We start from the raw sequence: 20,814 nt of genomic DNA on the forward strand, positions 1-20,814 counted from the left end.
AGCACGTGACGGCGATCCCCGGCAAGACCCGCCCCGACGGCCGGGCGGCCGACCAGCTCCGCCCCGTGACGATCACCCGCAACTGGCTCGACCACGCCGAGGGCTCGGTGCTGGTGGAGTTCGGCCGCACCCGCGTGCTGTGCGCCGCGAGCGTCACCGAGGGCGTGCCCCGCTGGCGCAAGGGCTCGGGCCTGGGCTGGGTCACCGCGGAGTACGCGATGCTGCCGCGGGCCACCCACACGCGCAGCGACCGGGAGTCGGTCAAGGGGCGCATCGGCGGCCGCACCCACGAGATCAGCCGGCTGGTCGGGCGCTCGCTGCGGGCCTCGATCGACCTGGCCGCGCTGGGGGAGAACAGCATCGCGATCGACTGCGACGTCCTCCAGGCCGACGGCGGCACCCGGACCGCGGCCATCACCGGCGCCTACGTCGCGCTGGCCGACGCCGTCTCCTGGCTCGCCGACCGCAAGAAGCTGGCGAAGAAGACCGCGATCGTGCAGTCGGTCGCCGCGGTCAGCGTCGGCGTCGTCGACGGGCAGCCGCGGCTGGACCTCGCCTACGAGGAGGACGTGCGGGCCGGCACCGACATGAACGTCGTCTGCACCGGCGACGGGAGCTTCGTCGAGGTGCAGGGGACCGCCGAGAACGGCGTCTTCGACCGGGCCACCCTCGACGCGCTGCTGGACCTGGCCGTCGGCGGGTGCGCCGAGCTGACCCGCGTCCAGACCGCGGCCCTGGCGGGGGCGGCCCGGTGAGCACCCGGTTGCTGCTGGCCACCCGCAACCCGGGCAAGCTCGCCGAGCTGCAGCGGCTGCTGGAGACCGCCGTCCCCGGGGTGACCGTGGTCGGCCTGCGCGACGTCGAGGACTACCCGGAGGCGCCCGAGACCGGTGCCACCTTCGCGGAGAACGCGCTGCTCAAGGCGCGGGAGGCGGTGCGCTACACGGGTCTGCCGGCGGTGGCCGACGACTCCGGGATCGCCGTGGACGCGCTCAACGGGATGCCCGGCGTGCTCAGCGCGCGCTGGTCGGGCCGGCACGGCGACGACGACGGCAACACCGCGCTGCTGCTGGGCCAGCTGGCCGACGTGCCCGACGAGCGGCGGGGAGCGGCGTTCGTCTGCGCGGCCGCGCTCGTGACCCCCGAGGGCGCCGAGCGGGTGCTGGAGCGCACCTGGCGGGGGCGGGTCGCCCGGGACAAGCGCGGCACGAACGGGTTCGGCTACGACCCGGTGTTCGTCCCCGAGGGGCTCGAGCTCACCGCGGCCGAGCTGGCCCCGCAGGAGAAGGACGCCCGCAGTCACCGAGGCCAGGCCTTCGCGGCGCTGGTCCCACTGGTCGCCGAACTCCTCGGGCGCGCCTGACCGGCCGCCTCCGGTCGCCGTTCACCGGCTGGCGACCCACTCGACGAACCACAGCGAGAACGACGCGATCGCCGGCGGGAAGGCCAGCACCAGGAAGGCGGCCATCGCGCGGTCGCCGCGGAAGGCGATCCGGCGTCCGGGGCCCTTGGGGCGGTGCCGGCCGGTGATCGGCAGCGGCGTCCGGGCGACGGCGGCCTCCTGGCCGGCGGTCAGCGCGACCGAGCGGGCGGCCTGCCAGGCCTCCACCCGCGTCCAGCCGGTGGAGAACCCGCACAGGACGGCCAGCGCCGCCGCGCCGGCGAGCACCAACGGCAGGCCGACCACCCCGAGCACGACCAGGCCGGCGGCGGCGGCCCCGGCGGTGAAGCCGGCGACGGTGACCGCGGCCAGCACGAACACCGCGCCGAACGCGACCATGAGGATGACGTAGCCGGGCAGCATGGTCTCCAGCCAGGACCGGCCGAGCAGCTGCATGAGCGGGACCTCGGCGGCCAGGACCACCGCGCAGACGGTGAACACCCGCCGCAGCGACACCCGCGGCGGCGTGACCGCCCAGTCGGCCCGCGTGCGGGGGGCGGACAGGATCGTGCTCACGCGTGCACCTCCGGGGTCGCGACGTCGTCCTGGGCCACGTCCCGCCACGGCACCTGCCGGGCCGCTTCGGTCGCGGCGTGCCGCCCCGAGCCGGCCGGCACGGGGGCCTGTTCGCGGGCCGGTGCGGCGGCCGCGCCGGCGGGCCCGCCCTGGACGTGGGCGGACAGGCCGTGCTGGGTCTTCTCCCAGTAGAACGGCTTGGTCAGCAGCTGCCAGGCCGCCTTGTACGAGGCGATCGAGTGCAGCAGCCAGTACAGCGGCGACAGCAGCGCGAAGGGCACCAGGCCGTAGCTGCGGCGCTTGAAGCCGGCCAGCAGCGACAGGTAGATGATCACGCCGTTGCCGAAGAGCAGGTTGGCCAGGCTCACCAGCGTCAGCCACTCCGGCAGCGCCGGGACGACCGCGCCGGGGAACAGCAGGTCGGTCAGGAACAGCAGGTACAGCCACGGGGTGGCCAGGAACATCAGCGGCGTGCCGCCGATGAGCAGCGCGAAGCCGAGGGTCTGCCGCAGGCCGACGGTGCGCACCAGGCGCAGCGGGTGGCGGGTGTGCACCAGGACCGTCTGCATGTAGCCCTTGATCCAGCGGCTGCGCTGCCGGATCCAGTTGCCGACGGCCATGTTGGCCTCTTCGTAGGTCGTCGAGTTCACGACCGCGACGCGGTGCCCCCGCGCCGAGGCGCGGATGCCCAGGTCGGCGTCCTCGGTGACGTTGAAGGGGTCCCAGCCGCCGAGCTGGCGCAGCAGGTCGGTGCGGAAGTGGTTGCTCGTGCCGCCCAGGGGGATCGGCAGCCGCAGCTTGTCCAGGCCGGCCAGCGTGTAGTCGAACCAGGACGAGTACTCGAGCGTGAACATGCGGGTGAGCAGGTTCTCCCGCGCGTTGAAGTAGTTCAGCGCGGCCTGCACGCACACCAGGTCCTCGCCGCCCTTGCGGAAGGCGATCAGCGCCTTCTTCAGCTGGTCGGGGTCGGGGCGGTCCTCGGCGTCGTAGATGACGACGAACTCGCCGCGGGCGAACGCCAGGCCGACGTTGCACGCCCGGGGCTTGGTCTTGGGCAGCGAGTGCGGGACGACGACGATGCGCACCAGGTCCGGCGGGGCGGCGGCCAGGGCGGCGGTGAGCGTCTCCGGGTCGTCCTCCTCCAGCAGGAGCAGGATCTCCAGCTTCTCGCGGGGGTAGTCCAGCGCGGCGAGGTTGCGCATGAGCAGGCCGACGATGCCGGCCTCCTTGTACACCGGAACGAGGATCGTGTACCGCGGCAGGTCGGTGTCCCGGAGCGCGGCGACCTCGGCGTCGGTCACCTGCTCGACGGTCTCGTAGGCGGTGCCGACGGTGCTGATCAGCGCCTTGGTCCCGACGGCGAGGGCGACGGCGACGTTCACCGTGGCGACCAGCCAGAACATCGTGGTGGAGAACCACAGGGCCGCGCTCACCAGCGTGCCGACGGCGACGGTCACCCCGAGGGCGACCTGCGGCCAGACGAACACCTTGGACGCCGACTCGTCGGGACGCCGCTCGGCCAGCGAGCGGACCGCGTCGTGGACGAGCTCCTCCCGCCAGACGGTGCGCAGCGCGCGCTGCACGTCCCAGTCGGTGGTGACCACCTGGCGCACCCGCGGGATGCCGGTGCGGGCCACGACCTCCTGGGCGACGTGCGCTGAGGGCCGGCCGGCGGTGGCGACGACGACCTGCAGTTCCCCGTCGGGGGCCTGCTCCACCTGGAGAGGCACCCACACCTCGCGGGCGAGCATCGCCGACGGGAACAGGCGCGCCAGGTCGGCGTCCACCTCGACCGGGTCGACGAAGGCCATGTCCGCGCCCCACACCTCGGCGAGGGCCACGTAGAGCTGGCGGCGGGTCACCAGGCCGCGGGCGAGCAGGACCGCCCCGAGCGGCTCGCCGACGCGCTCGTGCTGGCGGAGGGCGTCGAACAGCTGCGTCTCGGTGAGGACGCCCTGCTCGACCAGGACGTCACCGAGCCGGCGCTCGGGCTGCGGCAGGACCGCGCCGGGGGCCGGGCTGGCGGAGGTGCTGCCGGCGGGGGCCGGCTGCGGGGACAGGGTCGTCACGAGGAGGTCGTCGGCACGCCGGCGGCCGAGGTCAAACCGGCCTGCCCACGGCATCACCCGGAGGGGGGAGGGTCAGCGCGGGGTGGGGGAGAAGCCCAGCCAGTCGAGCAGCTCGCCGTCGGCGTCCGGGTCCCAGGCGCCGGGGTCGTCGGCGCGCAGGGCCGCGCGGGCGCGGTCGACCAGGCCGGTGAGCGCGCCGGGGGCGCGGTGGCGGGCCGGCCGCGGGCGGAGGGTGTCGGGGCGAAGGAGGGTCACGGACACCGGTGTCGGCAGGCCGCTGCCGGTGGCGGAGACCGGACCGGGCAGGGACGACCCGATCGGGCGACCGGTGTCGCCCGGGCGGGCTCCCCCCGCCGGGTGACGCCACCGCGCCCGCACTGCGGGAACGCGCTGCGGGCGCCGATCGGGTCTGCGAGCACCTCGCGCGACGCGAGGCCCGACCGTGGGAGAACTCCATGTCCGACCGGACCGCGAGGACGTCGGCGCCGCGAACGCGGCGGCGGGGCCGCAGGCTGTCGACGCACGCCGCCACGGCCGGCCTCGTGGTCGTGCTGCTCGTGCTCACCGTCTTCTCCGTCACCGCCGCCGTCGCCAACGCGCGCGCGGCCGGGAAGGCCCAGTAGAGCGCCGCGGTCAGCGCGTCGTCGGAGGACGCCGAGCGGTCGCTGCTGCGCATGGAGGAACTGGGCGACGAGCTGGCCGCGGGCCCGGACGAGGACCTGCGCGCGGAGTTCGACGCGGCCAGCGCGGCCACCCGCGCGGCCCTGGTCGAGCTGGGCGCGGTCCCGGGCACCGGGCACGCGGCGCTGGTCTCCGGCTGGCTGCGGCTGCACCAGTGGTACGACGACTCCGTCGACGGGCTGATCGCGGCCGCGGCTCGCGCTCCCGAGGGCGCGGAGGACTACGAGGACGCCTACGTCGACCCGTACCACGACGCCCTCGAGGCCGTGGTGGTGGACGAGGCCCGGGAGCACGTCGACGACGCGACGCGGGCGCTGGAGGACATCGGGCGCACCCAGGTGGTCCTGCTGTGGGCGACGCCGGCCGTCTTCGGCGTCGGCCTGGTGCTCGTCGGCTGGTTCACCACGGTGCTCACCCGCAGCCGGAGGGAGACCGTCGCCCAGGCCGAGCGGAACCGGCAGCAGGCCCTCCACGACGCGCTCACCGGCCTGCCGAACCGCACCCTGCTGCGGCAGCGCGGCGAGGCCGCGCTGGCCGGCGACCCCGGTGCCGCCTCCGCGCTGATGCTCATCGACCTGGACCGCTTCAAGGAGATCAACGACACCCTCGGCCACGCCTACGGGGACCTGGTCCTCCAGGAGGTCGCCACCCGGCTGCGGGAGACCGTCCGGGGCACCGACACCGTGGCCCGCCTCGGTGGCGACGAGTTCGCCGTCCTGCTGCCCACCGTCGACGGCCGCGACGCCGCGCTCGACCTGGCCGACCGTGCCCTCGCGGCCATGGCGGCGGCGATCGAGGTCGACGGGGTCACGCTCGACGTCGACGCCAGCATCGGCATCGCGCTCTCCGGCGAGCACGGCACCGACGTCGAGACGCTGCTGCAGAACGCCGACATCGCCATGTACCACGCCAAGGACCGCGGCCTGGGCGCGTGCGTCTACGACGCCGGCCTCAACGAGCACAGCCCCGAGCGGCTCGGACTGCTCGGCGAGCTGCGCCGGGCGATCGACAACCGGGAGCTCGTCCTGCACTTCCAGCCCAAGGCCGCGCTCACCGGCGCCGGCGTGTGCGGGGTGGAGGCGCTGGTGCGGTGGGACCACCCCGAGCGCGGGCTGGTGCCCCCGGCGTCGTTCATCCCGCTGGCCGAGCGCACCCCGCTGATCCGGCCGCTCACCCGCTACGTCCTCGACGCCGCCCTGGAGCAGTGCGCGCGCTGGCAGGCGGCTGGCCGGGAGCTGCACGTCGCGGTCAACGTCTCGGCCCGCAACCTCCTCGACGAGCGGTTCGTCGACGACGTCCTCGAGCTGCTCGCCCGCCGCGAGGTCCCGGCCTCGTGGCTGCAGCTGGAGGTCACCGAGAGCGCGATCATGGCCGACCCGGAGCGCGCCCGGCTGATCCTCGGCCGCCTGGCGGGCGAGGGCATCACGCTGTCCATCGACGACTTCGGCGCCGGGTACACCTCGCTGGCCCACCTCAAGGACCTGCCGGTGCACCAGCTGAAGATCGACCGGTCGTTCGTCGCCCGGATGACCGCCGACCGCAGCAACGCGCTGATCGTCCGGTCGGTGGTGGAGCTGGGCCACAATCTCGGGCTGACCACGGTCGCAGAGGGCGTGGAGGACGGGCCGACGTGGGACCGGCTGGCCGAGCTCGGCTGCGACGTCGCCCAGGGCTACCACCTGTGCCGCCCGTTGCCGGCCGAGCAGCTCGAGGCGTGGTTCGACCGGGCGTCGGTCCCCGCCTGAGTGCGGGAGGGGGGAGTCGAACCCCCACGCCCGAAGGCACCAGATCCTAAGTCTGGCGTGGCTGCCGTTACACCACTCCCGCGCAGGTGCCGAGTCTAGGAGGCGGTGGCGGGGGAGCAGCCCGGCCACGCGGGGTCGCCCGTGCGGGTGGCCCCGGCCCGACGGGAACGCGCTGGTTCACGCGCCGTCTGGCAGGCTGTCGCCCGTGCCTCGCGACCCTCGACAGATCCAGCTGGAGATCGACGCCGCCCGTGAGTCCCTCGCGGCCACCCTCGACCAGCTGGTCTACCGGAGCAGCCCGCAGCGCCTCAAGGCCAAGGGGCAGGCCGCCGCGCAGTCGTTCCTGCAGACGCCGGCCGGCATGGCCGTCGTGGGCGGGATCGGCCTGCTGATGACGCTGGTCATCGTGCAGAAGGTCCGGCACCGCAACGGCTGACGTGCGCGGCCCGCGGCCCGACCCGGTCGGTCCGGGGCAGGAGTCGGTCTGGGACTACCCCCGCCCGCCCTCGGCCGAGGTGACGGGGCGGCGGATCGTGGTCGAGCTCGGCGGCCGGGTGCTGGCCGCGACCGATCGGGCGGTGCGGGTCTGCGAGACCAGCCACCCGCCGGTCTACTACGTCCCCCGCGAGGACGTCGCCGACGGCGTCCTCCAGCGGGGGGCGGGCTCCTCCCTGTGCGAGTGGAAGGGCGCGGCCACCTACTGGGACGCCGTCGTCGACGGCCGCCGGGTCGCGGCCGTCGGCTGGTCCTACGAGGACCCGGTCCCGCGGTACGCGCTGCTCCGCGGGGCGATCGCCTTCTACCCGGGCCGTGTCGACCGGGCGCTGGTCGACGGCGAGCCCGTCCGCGCCCAGGCCGGCGGCTTCTACGGCGGCTGGATCACCGACGAGGTCGCCGGCCCGTTCAAGGGGGAGCCGGGGACGCTCGGCTGGTGAGTCAGGACGCCTTCGGCCGCGCGTTCTCGACCAGCGGCATCACGACGACCTCGAGCACCCGGTCGACGTACTCGTCGTCCACCGGCTCGCCGGTGAGCAGCCACCGCTGCACGATGAGCGCGCTGGTGGCCTCCGCCGTGACCGACTGCGCCAGGCCGGGGCCGACCTCGCCGCGGGCCTCGGCGCGCGCCCACATGTCGGCGTAGACCCGCCGCCAGACGGCCAGCGGACCGTTGCGGAAGGCCTCGACCAGCGCCGGCTGGTACTGCATGGCCGGCAGCAGCGACCGGATGGCGGCCCCGGCGGGGCTCTGGGTGGCCTCGGCGACCACGTGCATCATCGCGCGGAGGTCGCCCTCGATGCTGCCGGTGTCCGGCGGGGCGGCGACGAACTGGTTGAGGTCGGAGATCGTGTCGACGACCAGGTCCTGCTTGGTCCGCCAGCGACGGTAGATCGTCGCCTTGCCGACGCCGGCCTCCGCCGCGACGGCGTCCATCGTCAGCGCCCCGTAACCGACCTCGGCCAGCAGACGCAGGATGGCCGCCCGGATCACGCCGTCCCGGCTGGGGTCCCGGGGACGGCCGCCGCGGGTGGAGCGAGACGCGTCAGTCATGTGGAGAGCGACCATGGGGTTGACCTTAGACATTCAAGTTGGCGACGGCCGACAGGCATGCAACGTGTGCGTTCAGGATCCGGTTCCGGCACGGGATCGGGACGCCAGCGCGCCTGTGCGGGGGCGCGCGCCCGCTGGGTCATCCTGCAGGAGTGGCGAGCACCCTCCCCGAAGCCCGGCGACGGGAGTACTGGCACGTCCCCGGCCACGCGAACCGCGTCCTCCTGGGCGGCACGGACGAGCACCTGCTGGCGGCGGTGGCCCGCACCGCGCGGGCGCTCGGGCTGTCGGTGTCGGCGGCGCCGGACCTCCTCGACCTCACCGACGAGGAGGGTGAGCGCGGCATCGAGCGGCTGTTCAAGCGGCTGGCCCGCGAGCTGACCACCGCCGAGGCCGACGGCGTGCGGGTGGTGACCGACCCCCCGGCCGAGCGGAGCGCGCTCACCGCCCGGCTGCTGACCGCACCCCCGCTGGGCGTGGAGCTGGCCCGCCGCGGGGTGACCGCCGACATCGGGCTGCTCGCCGAGGCCGAGCTGTGGTCGGCCTACCAGCCGATCGTGCGGCTGGCCGACCGGCGGGTCGTCGCCCACGAGGCGCTGCTGCGCGGCCTGGTCGACGGCCGGGAGGTCGGCGGCGGGGACCTGTTCTTCGTCGCGGAGTCCGCCGGCTGGCTCGCCCGGCTGGACCGCATCGGCCGCGAGACGGCGATCGCCGGCGCGGCGCCCTGGCTGGGGGACGCCGACCTGTTCGTCAACTCCCACCCCGCCTCGATCCACCGGCCGGAGGTGGCCCTCGCCGGCACCGAGCAGGCGCTGCACGACGCCGGCATCGACCCCGGGCAGCTGGTGGTCGAGGTCGGCGAGGTCTCGGCGGTGGCCGACCGCGGGCACCTGCTCTCGGTGCTCGAGCACCAGCGGTCGCTGGGCTGGCGGATCGCCCTGGACGACGTCGCCGCCGGCTGGTCGAGCCGGGAACTGCTGGTCACCGTGCGGCCCGACGTGGTCAAGCTCGGCAAGGCGCTGGTCCAGGCCCTGCCGGACGACGGCGCCCGCACGATGGTGCGGTCGGTGGTCGAGCTGGCCCACCGGCTGGGTGCGCTGGTCGTGGCCGAGGGGGTGGAGGACGAGCAGGTCGCCGAGGAGGTCGAGGAGCTCGGTGCCGACCTCGGGCAGGGCTGGCTGTTCGGCCGGCCGGTCACCCCGCGCGCGGCGTGGAGCGGGCCGGCCGGCCGGCCCGTCCCCGGGACCGCCCGGTGATCCTCGCGTGATCACGACCGCAGCGTGCGCGCGGCGGCCTCCCCGCGCGCGGGCACGACGGCGCGAACCGGGGGGTCCGAAGGGCCCTGTCGCTCGCGTGTCGCAGCGGTGTGCCGCCGTACCCGTCGTCACACCCCGGGAGGACGCCTCCGCCCCGCTCGCATGACGAGGGAGGTGGTCAGTGCAGGCCCCAGCCGGTGAGGACCGGACGGCGGTGCTCGTGGCCGAGGACGCCGTACGAGCCGGCCGGCAGGGCCAGCAGCGAGCCGGCGGCCGGCTCCAGGCCGAGCCAGCGCGCCGTGAGGATCCGCAGGACGTGCCCGTGGGCGACCAGCATGACGTCGCCGTCGGCGAGCAGCGGGCGGGCCCGGTCCAGCACGCGGTCCACCCGCTTGCCGACGTCGGCCAGCGACTCGCCGGGGGTGTCGCCGGCGATCGTGCCGTCGACCCAGATCGACCAGGGCCGGCCCAGCTCCTCGCTGATCGCCGCCGTCGTCCGGCCCTCGTAGCCGCCGTAGTCGAGCTCGACGAGGTCCTCGTCGGTGCCGGTGGGGGTGAGCCCGGCCAGCTCGGCCGTCCGGCGGGCCCGCAGCCGGGGGCTGACCCACACCGCGGCGAAGGTGCGGCCCTCGAAGACGCCGGCCAGCCGCCGCGCCTGCTCCTCGCCCTCGGGCAGCAGCGGGAGGTCGGTGACGCTGGTGTGCTGGCCGCTGAGGCTCCACTCCGTCTGTCCGTGCCGGAGCACGACGATCTCGCCCATCGGACCTCCTGGCTGTCTCGGCGGTCCCATCCTGGAGGGGCGGCCCCGTCGTCCGCGACCTCGGCCCCGCGGTCGCGGGGAGTGCCGGCCGCTCGGCGCCGTCAGCGCCAGCGGCGCAGGGTCCCCAGCCGCAGACGGTGCCGGCGCGGCCGCTCCTCGGCCCGCCGCGCCGCCCGCACCGGGCGGGTGACCGCGGACCGGGCCGGGGCGACGCCGACCGGCGCGGGCAGCGCGGCGGGGGCCGCCGTCCGGGACGGCCGCACCGGGTCCTCGCCGGCCAGCGGGCCGTCGAGCTCGAGCCGGTCGGCGAGCCCGGCGGCCCGCACGAGCCGCCGGGTGGCCGCCGGTGCGCCGACGACCCGGCACTGGCGCCCGGCAGGGACCAGGTCGGCGGTGAAGACGGTGAGCGCGTGCAGGGCCGAGGAGTCCCGGAATCGGGTGCCGGCCACGTCCACGACCACCCGGCGGGTGCCCAGGGCGGCGGCCTGCTGGAGGGCGGTGGTGAGCCGGTCGACGGTGGTGGTGTCCGCGTCGCCGGTGACCCGGACGACGACCTGGTCGGGAGCTGGGACGAGCGCGACTCGCAGGTGCGGCACGGACACTCCGGCGGTTGGTGCGAGCCCCCAAGCGGTTTCGGGGGGCTGCCGTCGACGCTAGTGCGGGGCCGCCCGTTCCCACAACAGGGAGTGGTCAGGTGACTGCACTGCGCGCCGGGCGTGTCGCGGCGACCCGCCGGAGCGGCCCACGTCCGTGGGCGGCACCATGGCCGGCGTGGACGCCGAGGACTTCAGGCAGGTCGTGGACGCCGTCCGGCACCTGGTCCGTGAGGCGGTGGTCCCGCTGGAGGAGCGGATCGAGGACGAGGACCGCATCCCCGACGAGCTGCGCGCCCGCATCGCCGAGATGGGCCTGTTCGGCTACGCGCTGCCCGAGGAGTACGGCGGCCTGGGCGTCACCATGGCCGAGGACGTCGAGCTGGCCTTCGAGTTCGGCTACACCACGCCCGCGTTCCGGTCCCTGTTCGGCACCAACAACGGCATCGCCGGCCAGGTGATCGCGAAGTTCGGCAGCGCCGAGCAGAAGCAGGCGTACCTCCCGCGGCTGGCGTCGGGCGAGCTGATCGGGTCCTTCGCCCTGACCGAGGCCGAGGCCGGCTCCGACCCGTCGGGCCTGCGCACCACCGCCCGCCGGGACGGCGACGGGTGGGTGCTCACCGGCAGCAAGCGGTACATCACCAACGCGCCGCTGGCCGACCTGTTCGTGGTCTTCGCCCGCAGCGACCCCGAGGAGCGGGGCGGTCGCGGGATCTCCAGCTTCGTCGTCGACGCCGCCACGCCCGGGGTCACCGTCGGGCCCAAGGACCGCAAGATGGGGCAGGCCGGCGCCTGGACCGCCGAGGTCTTCTTCGACGACGCCCGCGTGCCCGCCGGCGCGCTGGTCGGCGAGGAGGGCCGCGGCTACTCGAAGGCGCTGACCGTCCTCTCCCGCGGCCGCCTGCACATCGCCGCGCTCTGCGTCGGGATGGCCCAGCGGGTGCTCGACGAGTCGGTCGCCTACGCGGCCACCGCGCGCCAGGGCGGTGCGCCGATCGGCCGGTTCCAGCTGGTGCAGGCGCACCTCGCCGACGTCCACGCGGAGCTGCTCGCCGGGCGGGCGATGGTCCGCGACGTCGCCGCCCGCTACGACACCGGCGAGGACACCTCGATCGGCCCGTCGTCGGCCAAGCTCTTCTGCACCGAGATGGTGGGCCGCGCCGTCGACCGGGCGGTGCAGGTCCACGGCGGCCTGGGCTACCTGCGCACCACCCCCGTCGAGCGGTTCTATCGCGACGCCCGCCTGTACCGGCTCTACGAGGGGACCAGCGAAGTTCAGCGGGTGATCATCGGCGGCGGACTGCTCCGCGCCGCGGGCATGCCCAAGGACTGAGCCACTCTCGGCCCCCGCAGGTTCCCGCCGCGGCCCCGTCCCGAGGCGGCCCCGTCCAGAGGCTCGCCACGAGCCTGCGAGTGGTGAGGAGGACGGGGTCCTTTCAGTTGGCCCGCGGGCCGGGTGCGTTGGCCGGGTCGCCGGCGGGGTCGCGCTCGGGGCCGCCGGCGGGCTGCAGCAGCGCCCCGGGTGCCCCCTCGCCGCGGCCCATCGCCGCCACGAACTGCGCGAGCACCTCGTCGCCCCGGTGGAACGGCGCCCAGTCCAGCAGCCGGCGCGCCCGGGTGGTGTCCAGGGCCGGCGCCTGCGTGCCCAGGTCCAGCCAGCCGGGCTCGGTCGGCACGAGGTGCGCGGTGAACGCGGCCGTCAGGGCCATCCGCAGCACGACGGCCGGCACCGGCACCCGCGTGGCGCCCAGGGTGCGGGCGATGTCGTCGGCGTCCATCACCGGCTGCGCGGCCAGGTTGAACGGGCCGGGCGCGCGGCGGTCGAGCACCCGGCCGAGGGCGTCGGCGACGTCGTCGGCGTGCACGAACCCGACGTGCACCGAGGGCAGGGGGAGGGGCAGCAGCCGGGCGACGGCGCCGGGCAGCAGCCGCGCGGCGCCGAACAGCAGCGGGCCCAGGAAGTACCGGCCGATCTCGCTGCTGGCCTCCGGCTGCAGCACCAGCGTCGGGCGGACGACGGTCAGCGTGGTCTCCGGGCGACGGCCGAACACCTCGCGGACCACCCGCTCGGCCTCGGACTTGTCCCGGCTGTACTGCGACGAGGGGATGCCCGTGGTGGGCCAGTCCTCGGCGACCTCCCGGCCGCCGGCGCCGGGGGCGTACGCCCCGAGCGAGGACATGTGGACGAAGTGCTTCACCCCCGCGGCCGCGGCTGCCCGGGCGACCCGCCGGGTGCCCTCGACGTTCACCCGGCGCAGCCGCTCCGGCTCGCGCCCCGGCTGCAGCGCCCAGGCGAGGTGGACGACGGCGTCGACGCCGTCCAGGAACGGGGTGAGCTCGTGCTCGCTGCGCGTCTCGCCGAGGTCGGCCAGGTGCCAGCGCACGCCGTCGTAGGGCGGGGTGCCCGGCGGTTGGCGCCGCGCCAGACCGCGGACCTCGGCCACGCCGCTGGAAGCGGCGGTGAGCCGGCGCAGCAGCGCCGTCCCGACGTTGCCGCTGGCCCCGGTGACGGCGACCTTCAGGCCCTGGAGGTGGTCGCGGGACAGTTCAGCCATGCAGGGCGGCTACCCGCCGGGCGGCGGGTGTACCCGGGGCTGTCCCGGGCGGTCCCCGTGGCCGTCACGGGGCCTCGCCCCGGGCTCTGTCCCCGAAGGCGGCTTCAGGGACACCGAGTCCATCAGCACTGGCATCATCGGGTTCACCGCTTCGAGCATCTGGGGCGGATTCCTTGATGAGCCGCGGCGGTCTGCCGTCCAGCGTCCGCAGCTGGGCCGCCCCCGGCGTGAAGGAAACCCGTGACTCCCTGCGCCGCCTCTGCCTGCCCGCTGACAGTCCTCTCCTGGCGGCTCGGCGCTGTGCCGCTGACCGACCTCTGGTGGCGCTACACCGCTCTGGGCGGACACCAGCCCCGCTCCGCGCTGGCGGATTACCTGGTCGACGCCGCCGCCTGGCCGGCCGCTGAGCACAACGTCCTCGCTCAGACGCTGAACGAGAACCTGTGGGATCTGGGCCTTCCCAGTCTGGCTCCGCACCGCGAACTCCAGGACGCCGTGCGGAGAACCGCACCACACACCGACCCCGGCCGGCGGGCCGGAGCCAGCCTGCTGCCGGCGATGCCCGGGCCCACGGCCTCGCCGCTCGAACAGTCCACTGCGGGGCCGTCGTCGCTGCCAGCGGTGGCGGTCGCGGAAGGAGACGACGTGGACGACGACGTCGCGGCCAGGACGGCCGAGTTGTGGCACCGAGCTCGGGCCGCCTGCCTGGCGGCCGAGCGGGCGCACCAGCAGGCCGAACGAACGCTCAGCCTGTCGCACACGTACCACGAGCTGACGCGCCTACGCCGCCACCGCACTGCGTAGCGGCAAGAACACCTCAGTACCCACGTGCTGCCCTAACCTGCGGTGTCCGCAGGAGCTGAAGGGGTAGCTCACCAGGACGGTCGCGCGGGATCCCGGGGTGCCGGGCGACCCAGACCCGGTGGTCCTGACCCGTGGCCACCGGGTCGACTCGACCTCACCCCTGCCGACCCGGGATCTCCCCGGTCTCCACCAGCCGCCGCGCCACCTCCCGGAGCTTGACGTTGCTCTCCTGGGACAGCCGGCTGAGCACGGCGAACGCCTGGTCCGGGGTGATCCTCAGCCGCTCCATCAAGATGCCCTGGGCCTGCCCGATCAGGGTGCGGGTCGCCATCGCCGAGCGCAGCTGCTCCTCGGTCTGCGCGCTGCGCAACGCGACCGCGGCCTGCGCGGCGAACGCCAACCCCTCGCCCCGGGTCTCCTCGTCGAAGGCGGCCGGCTCCGGCGAGTACAGGTTGAGCGCGCCGAGGCTGTTCTGCTCCGCGTCGGTGAACAGCTGCAGCGACAGGCTGCTGCGGATGCCGGTCTCCTCCACGACCGCCCGCGTCCAGCGGGGATAGCGCTCATCGGTGGTCATGTCGTCGATCTGGAAGGTCTCGTGCTCCCAGATCGCGTCCAGGCACGGCCCCTGCTCCAGCTCGTACTGCAGCCGGTCGGCCCGGCCGGCCCGGTCGTCGGTGACCGCCGGGGTCTCCACCTCGCGGCGCTGCTTCACCAGCGACACGCTGGCCCACACCTCCCCGTCGAGGTTGTGCGCGGCGGCCTCGACCACCCGCTGCAGCGTGGCCTGCATGTCCGGTTCGCTGACCAGGTCGCGGGCGATCCCGGCCAGCCGCTCGTTGAAATCCGTCATCTCGGACATCCACCGCTCCTCCGCACCGTCAGCGGCCCGGACGACCCGGGATCGGAGCCCTACCCCGACCGGATCCCGCGTCATGCCCTCCGTCGCCCGATTCCCGTCCCCCGGCTACGGGGCCGGCGCGGCAGCCACGACCACCAAGCGCCACGCCCATCGGCGCAGCCGAGTCGAAGCCGGACCGCCAGGCTGTCTCACAGTGGGCCGCTCAGGGACACCGGCCGACCCCCGTGAGGGTCGCCTCAGGGGACGCCCCACCATCGTTGATCTGCTGACACGACCGCGCGGCCGCCGTCGTGCTGCAGCCGCGTGGGAGACCACCGCTCCGGCGCGGAGGTGATCGGGGTGACGTGGAGTGCCGCCGCTGAGGCCGCCGCGCTGGCCGTCAGCCTGGTCAGAGAGGGTGCCACGGACGCCGAGGCCCTCGCGCAACTGCCCGGTGCTCAGCTCGGTCGCCGCGGAGCGCGCCGCGCAGTTCTACCTGCGAGAGGTGGCCGGGATCGACCCCCGTACCTGGCGAAGGCACCGGGACTGACCTACGGCAGAACAGGTCCCACAGTGGGCCGCTCGGAGACATCATCGACGGCTCGCCCAGCGGTGGCCTCGGCACCCGCCTCTACACACCGGTGAACGCCACCCACCGATGACTCCGGCCCGCGGTGGCAGTCCATCCCGTGTGCGCGACGCTGGAGGAGCGGACCTGATGGACACAATTGAGCAGACCATGCCGTCGGTCATGGACGGCGTGTGGACAGGCGACCTGCCGACCACGACGGACGCTCCGACATGGCCGTGATCGAGGACGTTCGGCCGCTGGGCACTGGACTGGAGCGCTCGTACCAGGTCTACGTACGCGGCAGACTGAAGTTCCGCGTCGAGCAGATCGTCTACGTGGCGTTCTCCCTGGACGAGCGCGTGATGGGCTTCGCGTTCCCCAGGGAGGAGCGGGAGTCGCTGGTTCTGAGCGAGCCGCACAAGTTCCAGATGCCAGCGGCGTCGGACATGCGCTTCAACTGGGTCCATGCCGACCTTGCTGCGTTGGACCCGACCGAAGCGCGTGAGCTCGTCGTCGACGCGTGGCGCGCGGTCGTCCCCAGGAAGCTCTCCGCCGCCTACGACCTCATCCATCCCATGGGCCCGGGCTGAACACTGGTCTCTCTAACGACTCGGGGCGGGGGGGGGGGGGGGGGGGGGGGGGGGGGGGGCGGGGGGGGGGGCGGGCCCGGCCCGGCCGCGGCGCGGGTGGGGGGCGGCGCCCCCGCCCCCCCCCCACCCCCCCCCCCCCCCCCCCCCCCCCCCCCCCCCCCCCCCCCCCCCCCCCCCCCCCCCCCCCCCCCCCCCCCCCCCAACCCCCCCCCCCCCCCCCCCCCCCCCCCGCCCCCCCCCCCCCCCAGGCCTCTTCGACCGTGGGACCGCAGACAGCCGAGGAACGGACGCTGCACGATTCGGGCTGTTCCCACGTGGGCCGCCGCCCAGCGACACCGGCCGGCTCGCCGTGAGGGCGGCTCCAGGATGCTGGCGTCGGCAGACCTCGGGACGGCAGGCCGCAGACCGTCACGCGAGCGCGTCGGCCCCGGTCGACCCGGCGGCGCAGACACGACAGTCGCCGTGCACGGAGCGACCCCGGCGTCCCCGAGGAGGGCGCGCCATCACGACCCATCTGTGCCGCCTCCAGGCGAGGATGGCGGGGATGCACCGCACGCGCCCGCAAGCGTCGGCACGGGGACCGGATGAGGTCATGGAAGCGCAACGCACAGCCGTCGAACCGCTCACCCTCGACCGCGCCGAGGTCCTGCTCGAGGGACCCGAGGCCTTCACGCGCACGTTCGGCTACCGGGTCGCCGATGACTACCTGGCCTTCCCGGAGGCGCTGCCCGCAACGGTGCAGGCGCTTCGGGACGGGATGGACCCCGACTGGTTCAGCTACCTGATCATCGACCCCACCACGGTCACGGTCGTCGGCCTCGGCGGCTTCACCGGTCCACCGACCGACGGATCCGTCGAGATCGGCTACAGCATCGCTCCGGCCCACCGCGGCCGGGGCCACGCCACCGAGGCCGCCCGCCGCTGGCTCGACATCGCCACCGCCCGTGGAGTGACGCTGGTGTGCGCCCACACCCTGGCCGGCGAGAACCCCTCGACAGCAGTCCTGCGGCGACTGGGCTTCCGGCGCACCGCCGACCTCATCGATCCCGAAGTCGGTGCCGTCTGGCGCTGGGAGCTGGCGTCCGACACGAGGCACCCGTAGCGCCCGACAGCAGAGGGCGGGTGGAGCGGTGGCTGTAGGAGCTGTCCCTGCACCGGCCGCCCGAGCACTGTGGGCGACCCTCTCGGAGGAGATGACCGCGGCGACGGTGCGATGTGGGCCAGTGCCAGTGGTTGCGGCGACGCCACCACCCGGGCACGGACAGGGGCACGGCCATGAGCCTGCCCGCAACGCCGCCTCGCCGGTCGACAGCGTTCGCTCCTCGGCAGCGCCAGGCACGTTCCCGCGGGAACGTGGTCGAGGCCCAGACCTTGACGGCGTTCCCGCGGGAACGTGCCGACCGGCGGCCCGGGGCGGCGCCACCGGCTGGTGAGGGATGGCGGGACCCACGCGTTCCGCCGTCACCCGATCGTCACAGACGACGACCACGGCGGTAACCGACGCAACGTCTACTGACGCGCAACCGCGAACACCGCGAGTAGACGATCGAGAGGCCCTGCATGGACGTCGGAAGCACCGCCTTCATCCTCGCCGCCACGATGGCCGTCGCCCTGATGATCCCGGGGCTGGCCCTCTTCTACGGGGGCATGGTGTCCTCCCGCGGCATCCTGAACATGATCATGATGGTGTTCGGAGCGGTCGCCGTGGTCGGCGTGCTCTGGACGCTGTTCGGCTTCTCCGTCGTCTTCGGCGACTCCTACGGCGGAGCCGGCCTGCTCGGGAACGTCACCGAGTACCTCGGCCTGGGCTCGCTGGTCTCCGGGGACGAGTCCGCGGCGCTGCCCCCGGCACTGGTGGCGATCTTCCAGGCGCTGTTCGCCGTCATCACCACGGCGCTCATCGCCGGCGCGGTCGCCGACCGGGTCCGCTTCGGCCCGTGGCTGTTGTTCGCCGGGCTGTGGGCGACCCTGGTCTACTTCCCGGTCGCGCACTGGGTGTTCGCGTTCGACTCCGCCGACGGCAGCGTCCTCGGCGGCTGGATCGCCAACAAGCTCGCCGCGGTCGACTTCGCCGGCGGCACCGCCGTCCACATCAACGCGGGCATCGGCGCGCTGGCCGTCGTCCTGGTGATCGGCAAGCGCACCGGCTGGCCGCGGCAGGCCCGGCCCAACAACCTGCCGATGGTGGCGCTCGGCGCCGGCATCCTGTGGTTCGGCTGGTTCGGCTTCAACGGTGGCTCGGCGCTCGCCGCGGGCAACAGTGCCTCGGTGGTCATGCTCACGACCTTCAACGCCACCTGCGCGGCGATCCTGGCCTGGCTGCTGGTCGAGAAGTTGCGCGACGGCCACGCCACCACGCTGGGCGGGATGTCCGGCGCCATCGCCGGCCTGGTCGCGATCACGCCGTCCTGTGGCGCGGTCACCCCGATGGGCGCGCTCGCGGTCGGTGCGATCGCCGGGGCGATCTGCCCGCTGGCCATCTCGCTGAAGTACCGCTTCGGCTACGACGACGCGCTTGACGTGGTCGGCGTCCACCTGGTCGGCGGCATCATCGGCACCCTGCTGGTCGGGGTCTTCGGCTCGGCCGAGGCCCCCAGCGGCCGCGCCGGCCTGCTCTACGGCGGCGGGTTCGAGCTGCTGGGCGTGCAGGCGGTCGCCGCGATCGCGGTGGTCGGCTACTCCTTCGTCGTCACGCTGGTCATCGCCCTGGCCATCCAGAAGACGATCGGGCTGCGGCTGACCAAGGAGGCCGAGGTGGGCGGCATCGACGTCGCCGAGCACGCCGAGGTCGCCTACGACCTCGACGGCAGCCCGCACTCCCCGGGCGTGACGTCGACGCCGGAGAGCGTCATCGCCACGGCCGAGCGGATCGCCGCCGGTGCCGGCCCGCGGACGGAGTCGCCCGCCGGCTGACCCCCACCCCAGCGACGATCACGGCGTCGTGGCCGCCCGGGACGCGCTCCCGGTGGTCACGGCGCCGTGATCGCGCTGGGGTCGCAGGCCGAGGGACACCAGCCCGATCAGCAGCACCGCCCCCGCGGCGGCCCAGAAGCCGGCGGGGACACCGGCGGCCTCGGCCAGCCGCGGCACGAGCAGGCTGCCGCCGAGGCCGCCGACCATCAGCGCCAGCGAGAACGCCGACAGCGCGGTCGACCGCTGCCCGGCGCCGACCCGCCCGTGCAGCAGGTCCTTCCACAGCGGCCAGGCGGTGGCGTTGGTGAGGTAGAAGACGGCGAAGGCCACCCCGGCCAGCGCGACGTCCCCGGCGAAGGCCACCGCGGCCACGGCCACGGCGCCCAGGACGGCCAGCGCTCCGCTCGCCACGGCCACGGAGCCGCGGGCGCCCCGGCGGGCGGCCGGGGCGAGCAGCGCGCCGGCCCCCGCTGCGCCGTACGAGACCGCCATGACGACGCCGAAGACCGCCGACCCCTCCGTGCTGCTGCCGACCAGGTCGGCCACGTGCAGCGGGCCGAGGAGCTCGAGGGTGGTCAGCACGGTGCCGACCAGCAGCGAGACGGCGAGCAGTCGCCGCAGCAGCCGGTCCCGGACCACCAGGTGGGCGGTGTCCCGCACGACCGCGGGCACCGCGCGCAGCCCGGCCCGCAGCGCCGCCGTCCCGCCCGCGTGCGGTGCGGCCACCGGGACGACCAGGACCGCGACGGCGACCAGCGAGACGGCGGCCAGCCCGGCCGCGACCAGCAGCGGCAGGGTCAGCGCCCGGCTGCCCGACCCCGCCAGCAGCGGCAGCGCGCCGCCGAGCACGGCACCCAGGCACAGGCCGGCGCCGTCGGCCGCCGCCGCCCGGGACAGCCCCGGCGTCACGTCGGCCGCCGGGTCGGCGGTCCTGACCGTGTCGACGTACCAGGCCTCCAGCGGACCCGAGTCCAGCGCGCGGCCCACCCCCTTGAGGGCCCAGGCGACGGCGAACACCGCCACGCTGCCGGCGAGCGCGGTCATGAGCAGCCCGGCCACCGTGAGCGCCCCGGAGAGCAGCAGCACCGGCCGGTGGCCGATCGCGTCGGCCAGCCCGCCGGTGGGCAGCTCCAGCGCCAGCGTGACCACCGAGTAGACCGCGACGACCACACCGATGTCGGCGGGGGAGAGGCCGCGCGCGGACATCAGCAGCACCGTCACCGGGGTGCTGAGCCCGACCGGCAGCCAGCGCAGCGCGGTGAGGCCGACGTAGCGGCGGGTGGCGGCGCGGACGCCAGGCGGCCGGCTCACGCCGGGTACTCGCGCAGCCGGAACAGGTCGACCAGCACGTGCACCAGCGGCTGGTCGGTCTCCTCCTCCTCGGCCCGCCAGCGCTCGAGGACGGCGTTCAGCTCGTCGGCGAGCGCCCGGGCGCGGGCGGGGGAGAGGCGCAGTGCCCAGTCGCTGAGCGACGCGTCGTCCCGCAGTGTCTCGGGGAGTTCCTCGCGCTGCTCGGCGTGGGCGGCCAGCAGCCGCCGGTGCTGGCTCAGCGAGCGGTGGGTGAGCTCGTCGACGACCTCCCGCCCGCCGGGCTGGTCGACGAGCTCCTCGGTGTGCCACTGGGTGCTGCGGTGCAGGGCCCGCCACCAGCGCTCGCGGCCGGTGCCCTCGCCGGGCACCTCCTCGACCAGGTCGAAGGAGGCCAGCTGGCGCAGGTGGTAGCTCGTGGCGCCGCTGCTCTCCCCGAGGCGCTGGCCGAGCTTCGAGGCGGTCGACGGCCCCTCGGCGCGCAGCAGTCCCAGCAGCGTCGCGCGCAGCGGATGGGCGAGCGCGCGCAGGACGCGCGGGTCGCGGACGTCGACGACGGGGATCGATGGGAGGTCCTCGGGCACGCGGCCGAGGCTAGCCGTGCAAAGACTCCTTTGCAAAGGACT

At 74.9% G+C, this 20,814-nt stretch carries 22 protein-coding genes and 1 tRNA gene; 12 read left to right on the top strand and 11 right to left on the bottom strand.

Annotated elements, in window-relative coordinates; translation table 11 throughout:
- Positions 1-5: 5 nt before the first annotated feature.
- Both rph and rdgB read left to right on the top strand, forming a co-directional pair.
- On the top strand, positions 6-755 hold the full coding sequence (gene rph, locus ACI789_RS13370; RefSeq protein ID WP_457009722.1) for a ribonuclease PH: 750 nt from the start codon (positions 6-8) through the stop codon (positions 753-755).
- The gene (gene rdgB / locus ACI789_RS13375) at positions 752-1,363 is read left to right on the top strand and encodes an RdgB/HAM1 family non-canonical purine NTP pyrophosphatase (RefSeq protein WP_456918974.1); all 612 of its coding nucleotides are present in this window, start codon (positions 752-754) and stop codon (positions 1,361-1,363) included. Before rph ends, rdgB begins: the two co-directional genes overlap by 4 nt.
- 21 nt (positions 1,364-1,384) lie before the next feature.
- On the opposite strand, the gene ACI789_RS13380 is transcribed toward rdgB, so the two are convergent.
- The 3 genes from ACI789_RS13380 to ACI789_RS13390 form a co-directional block, all read right to left on the bottom strand.
- Positions 1,385-1,957, bottom strand: a complete 573-nt coding sequence (locus tag ACI789_RS13380) for a hypothetical protein (RefSeq protein ID WP_457009724.1) — start codon at positions 1,955-1,957, stop codon at positions 1,385-1,387.
- The gene (locus ACI789_RS13385; RefSeq protein ID WP_457009726.1) at positions 1,954-4,026 is read right to left on the bottom strand and encodes a glycosyltransferase; all 2,073 of its coding nucleotides are present in this window, start codon (positions 4,024-4,026) and stop codon (positions 1,954-1,956) included. The genes ACI789_RS13380 and ACI789_RS13385 overlap by 4 nt, the downstream gene beginning before the upstream one ends.
- A 72-nt stretch (positions 4,027-4,098) precedes the next feature.
- Complete coding sequence (locus ACI789_RS13390; protein WP_457009728.1) at positions 4,099-4,281, bottom strand: hypothetical protein; 183 nt, start codon at positions 4,279-4,281, stop codon at positions 4,099-4,101.
- Positions 4,282-4,481: 200 nt separating this feature from the next.
- On the opposite strand from ACI789_RS13390, the gene ACI789_RS13395 reads away from it, so the two are divergent.
- Both ACI789_RS13395 and ACI789_RS13400 read left to right on the top strand, forming a co-directional pair.
- Positions 4,482-4,649: a hypothetical protein gene (locus ACI789_RS13395; protein WP_457009730.1), complete on the top strand. Its 168-nt coding sequence runs from the start codon at positions 4,482-4,484 to the stop codon at positions 4,647-4,649.
- Positions 4,650-4,700: 51 nt separating this feature from the next.
- Positions 4,701-6,452, top strand: coding sequence for a putative bifunctional diguanylate cyclase/phosphodiesterase (locus tag ACI789_RS13400; protein WP_457009732.1), 1,752 nt, complete (start codon positions 4,701-4,703; stop codon positions 6,450-6,452).
- Between the two features lies 1 nt (position 6,453).
- On the opposite strand, the gene ACI789_RS13405 is transcribed toward ACI789_RS13400, so the two are convergent.
- Positions 6,454-6,534, bottom strand: a tRNA-Leu gene (locus ACI789_RS13405).
- A 123-nt stretch (positions 6,535-6,657) separates the two neighbouring features.
- On the opposite strand from ACI789_RS13405, the gene ACI789_RS13410 reads away from it, so the two are divergent.
- Both ACI789_RS13410 and ACI789_RS13415 read left to right on the top strand, forming a co-directional pair.
- Complete coding sequence (locus ACI789_RS13410) at positions 6,658-6,888, top strand: DUF3618 domain-containing protein (RefSeq protein WP_457009734.1); 231 nt, start codon at positions 6,658-6,660, stop codon at positions 6,886-6,888.
- A 1-nt stretch (position 6,889) separates the two neighbouring features.
- Positions 6,890-7,387, top strand: coding sequence for a DUF427 domain-containing protein (locus tag ACI789_RS13415; protein WP_457009736.1), 498 nt, complete (start codon positions 6,890-6,892; stop codon positions 7,385-7,387).
- A 1-nt stretch (position 7,388) separates the two neighbouring features.
- Here the strand turns inward: ACI789_RS13415 and ACI789_RS13420 are convergent, their stop codons facing one another.
- Complete coding sequence (locus tag ACI789_RS13420; RefSeq protein WP_457009738.1) at positions 7,389-8,000, bottom strand: TetR/AcrR family transcriptional regulator; 612 nt, start codon at positions 7,998-8,000, stop codon at positions 7,389-7,391.
- Between the two features lie 152 nt (positions 8,001-8,152).
- Here ACI789_RS13420 and ACI789_RS13425 point away from each other — a divergent pair, with 152 nt between their 5' ends.
- The gene (locus ACI789_RS13425; protein WP_457009740.1) at positions 8,153-9,256 is read left to right on the top strand and encodes an EAL domain-containing protein; all 1,104 of its coding nucleotides are present in this window, start codon (positions 8,153-8,155) and stop codon (positions 9,254-9,256) included.
- A 178-nt stretch (positions 9,257-9,434) separates the two neighbouring features.
- On the opposite strand, the gene ACI789_RS13430 is transcribed toward ACI789_RS13425, so the two are convergent.
- A complete protein-coding gene (locus ACI789_RS13430) occupies positions 9,435-10,016 on the bottom strand; it encodes a histidine phosphatase family protein (RefSeq protein WP_457009742.1) in 582 nt (193 codons plus the stop codon).
- A gap of 101 nt (positions 10,017-10,117) precedes the next feature.
- A complete protein-coding gene (locus ACI789_RS13435; protein WP_457009744.1) occupies positions 10,118-10,612 on the bottom strand; it encodes an STAS domain-containing protein in 495 nt (164 codons plus the stop codon).
- Between the two features lie 166 nt (positions 10,613-10,778).
- On the opposite strand from ACI789_RS13435, the gene ACI789_RS13440 reads away from it, so the two are divergent.
- Positions 10,779-11,942: an acyl-CoA dehydrogenase family protein gene (locus tag ACI789_RS13440; protein WP_457009829.1), complete on the top strand. Its 1,164-nt coding sequence runs from the start codon at positions 10,779-10,781 to the stop codon at positions 11,940-11,942.
- A gap of 103 nt (positions 11,943-12,045) precedes the next feature.
- Here the strand turns inward: ACI789_RS13440 and ACI789_RS13445 are convergent, their stop codons facing one another.
- Positions 12,046-13,164: an NAD-dependent epimerase/dehydratase family protein gene (locus ACI789_RS13445; RefSeq protein ID WP_457009746.1), complete on the bottom strand. Its 1,119-nt coding sequence runs from the start codon at positions 13,162-13,164 to the stop codon at positions 12,046-12,048.
- Between the two features lie 300 nt (positions 13,165-13,464).
- On the opposite strand from ACI789_RS13445, the gene ACI789_RS13450 reads away from it, so the two are divergent.
- On the top strand, positions 13,465-13,968 hold the full coding sequence (locus ACI789_RS13450; protein ID WP_457009748.1) for a hypothetical protein: 504 nt from the start codon (positions 13,465-13,467) through the stop codon (positions 13,966-13,968).
- 154 nt (positions 13,969-14,122) lie between these two features.
- On the opposite strand, the gene ACI789_RS13455 is transcribed toward ACI789_RS13450, so the two are convergent.
- Complete coding sequence (locus ACI789_RS13455) at positions 14,123-14,827, bottom strand: ANTAR domain-containing protein (protein ID WP_457009750.1); 705 nt, start codon at positions 14,825-14,827, stop codon at positions 14,123-14,125.
- Positions 14,828-15,607: 780 nt separating this feature from the next.
- On the opposite strand from ACI789_RS13455, the gene ACI789_RS13460 reads away from it, so the two are divergent.
- The 3 genes from ACI789_RS13460 to ACI789_RS13470 all read left to right on the top strand — a co-directional run bounded on the left by ACI789_RS13460 (position 15,608) and on the right by ACI789_RS13470 (position 18,880).
- Positions 15,608-15,967 (top strand): MmcQ/YjbR family DNA-binding protein, encoded by a 360-nt coding sequence (locus ACI789_RS13460; protein WP_457009752.1) that lies wholly within the window; start codon positions 15,608-15,610, stop codon positions 15,965-15,967.
- Positions 15,968-16,511: 544 nt separating this feature from the next.
- Positions 16,512-17,069 (top strand): GNAT family N-acetyltransferase, encoded by a 558-nt coding sequence (locus tag ACI789_RS13465; RefSeq protein WP_457009754.1) that lies wholly within the window; start codon positions 16,512-16,514, stop codon positions 17,067-17,069.
- 458 nt (positions 17,070-17,527) lie between these two features.
- On the top strand, positions 17,528-18,880 hold the full coding sequence (locus ACI789_RS13470) for an ammonium transporter (protein ID WP_457009756.1): 1,353 nt from the start codon (positions 17,528-17,530) through the stop codon (positions 18,878-18,880).
- 18 nt (positions 18,881-18,898) lie between these two features.
- Here ACI789_RS13470 and ACI789_RS13475 read toward each other — a convergent pair whose 3' ends face one another.
- Positions 18,899-20,191: an MFS transporter gene (locus ACI789_RS13475; RefSeq protein ID WP_457009758.1), complete on the bottom strand. Its 1,293-nt coding sequence runs from the start codon at positions 20,189-20,191 to the stop codon at positions 18,899-18,901.
- A complete protein-coding gene (locus ACI789_RS13480) occupies positions 20,188-20,772 on the bottom strand; it encodes a helix-turn-helix domain-containing protein (protein WP_457009760.1) in 585 nt (194 codons plus the stop codon). The genes ACI789_RS13475 and ACI789_RS13480 overlap by 4 nt, the downstream gene beginning before the upstream one ends.
- Positions 20,773-20,814 lie beyond the last annotated feature (42 nt).

Source organism: Geodermatophilus sp. SYSU D00965 (assembly GCF_054050075.1).

Coding starts and splice junctions, on each gene's coding strand:
- ACI789_RS13395 (WP_457009730.1), top strand. CDS start 4,482: ATGTCCGACCGGACCGCGAGGACGTCGGCGCCGCGAACGCGGCGGCGG.
- ACI789_RS13400 (WP_457009732.1), top strand. CDS start 4,701: ATGGAGGAACTGGGCGACGAGCTGGCCGCGGGCCCGGACGAGGACCTG.
- ACI789_RS13420 (WP_457009738.1), bottom strand. CDS start 8,000: ATGACTGACGCGTCTCGCTCCACCCGCGGCGGCCGTCCCCGGGACCCC.
- ACI789_RS13430 (WP_457009742.1), bottom strand. CDS start 10,016: ATGGGCGAGATCGTCGTGCTCCGGCACGGACAGACGGAGTGGAGCCTC.
- ACI789_RS13440 (WP_457009829.1), top strand. CDS start 10,779: ATGGCCGGCGTGGACGCCGAGGACTTCAGGCAGGTCGTGGACGCCGTC.
- ACI789_RS13445 (WP_457009746.1), bottom strand. CDS start 13,164: ATGGCTGAACTGTCCCGCGACCACCTCCAGGGCCTGAAGGTCGCCGTC.
- ACI789_RS13455 (WP_457009750.1), bottom strand. CDS start 14,827: ATGTCCGAGATGACGGATTTCAACGAGCGGCTGGCCGGGATCGCCCGC.
- ACI789_RS13460 (WP_457009752.1), top strand. CDS start 15,608: ATGGCCGTGATCGAGGACGTTCGGCCGCTGGGCACTGGACTGGAGCGC.
- ACI789_RS13465 (WP_457009754.1), top strand. CDS start 16,512: ATGCACCGCACGCGCCCGCAAGCGTCGGCACGGGGACCGGATGAGGTC.
- ACI789_RS13470 (WP_457009756.1), top strand. CDS start 17,528: ATGGACGTCGGAAGCACCGCCTTCATCCTCGCCGCCACGATGGCCGTC.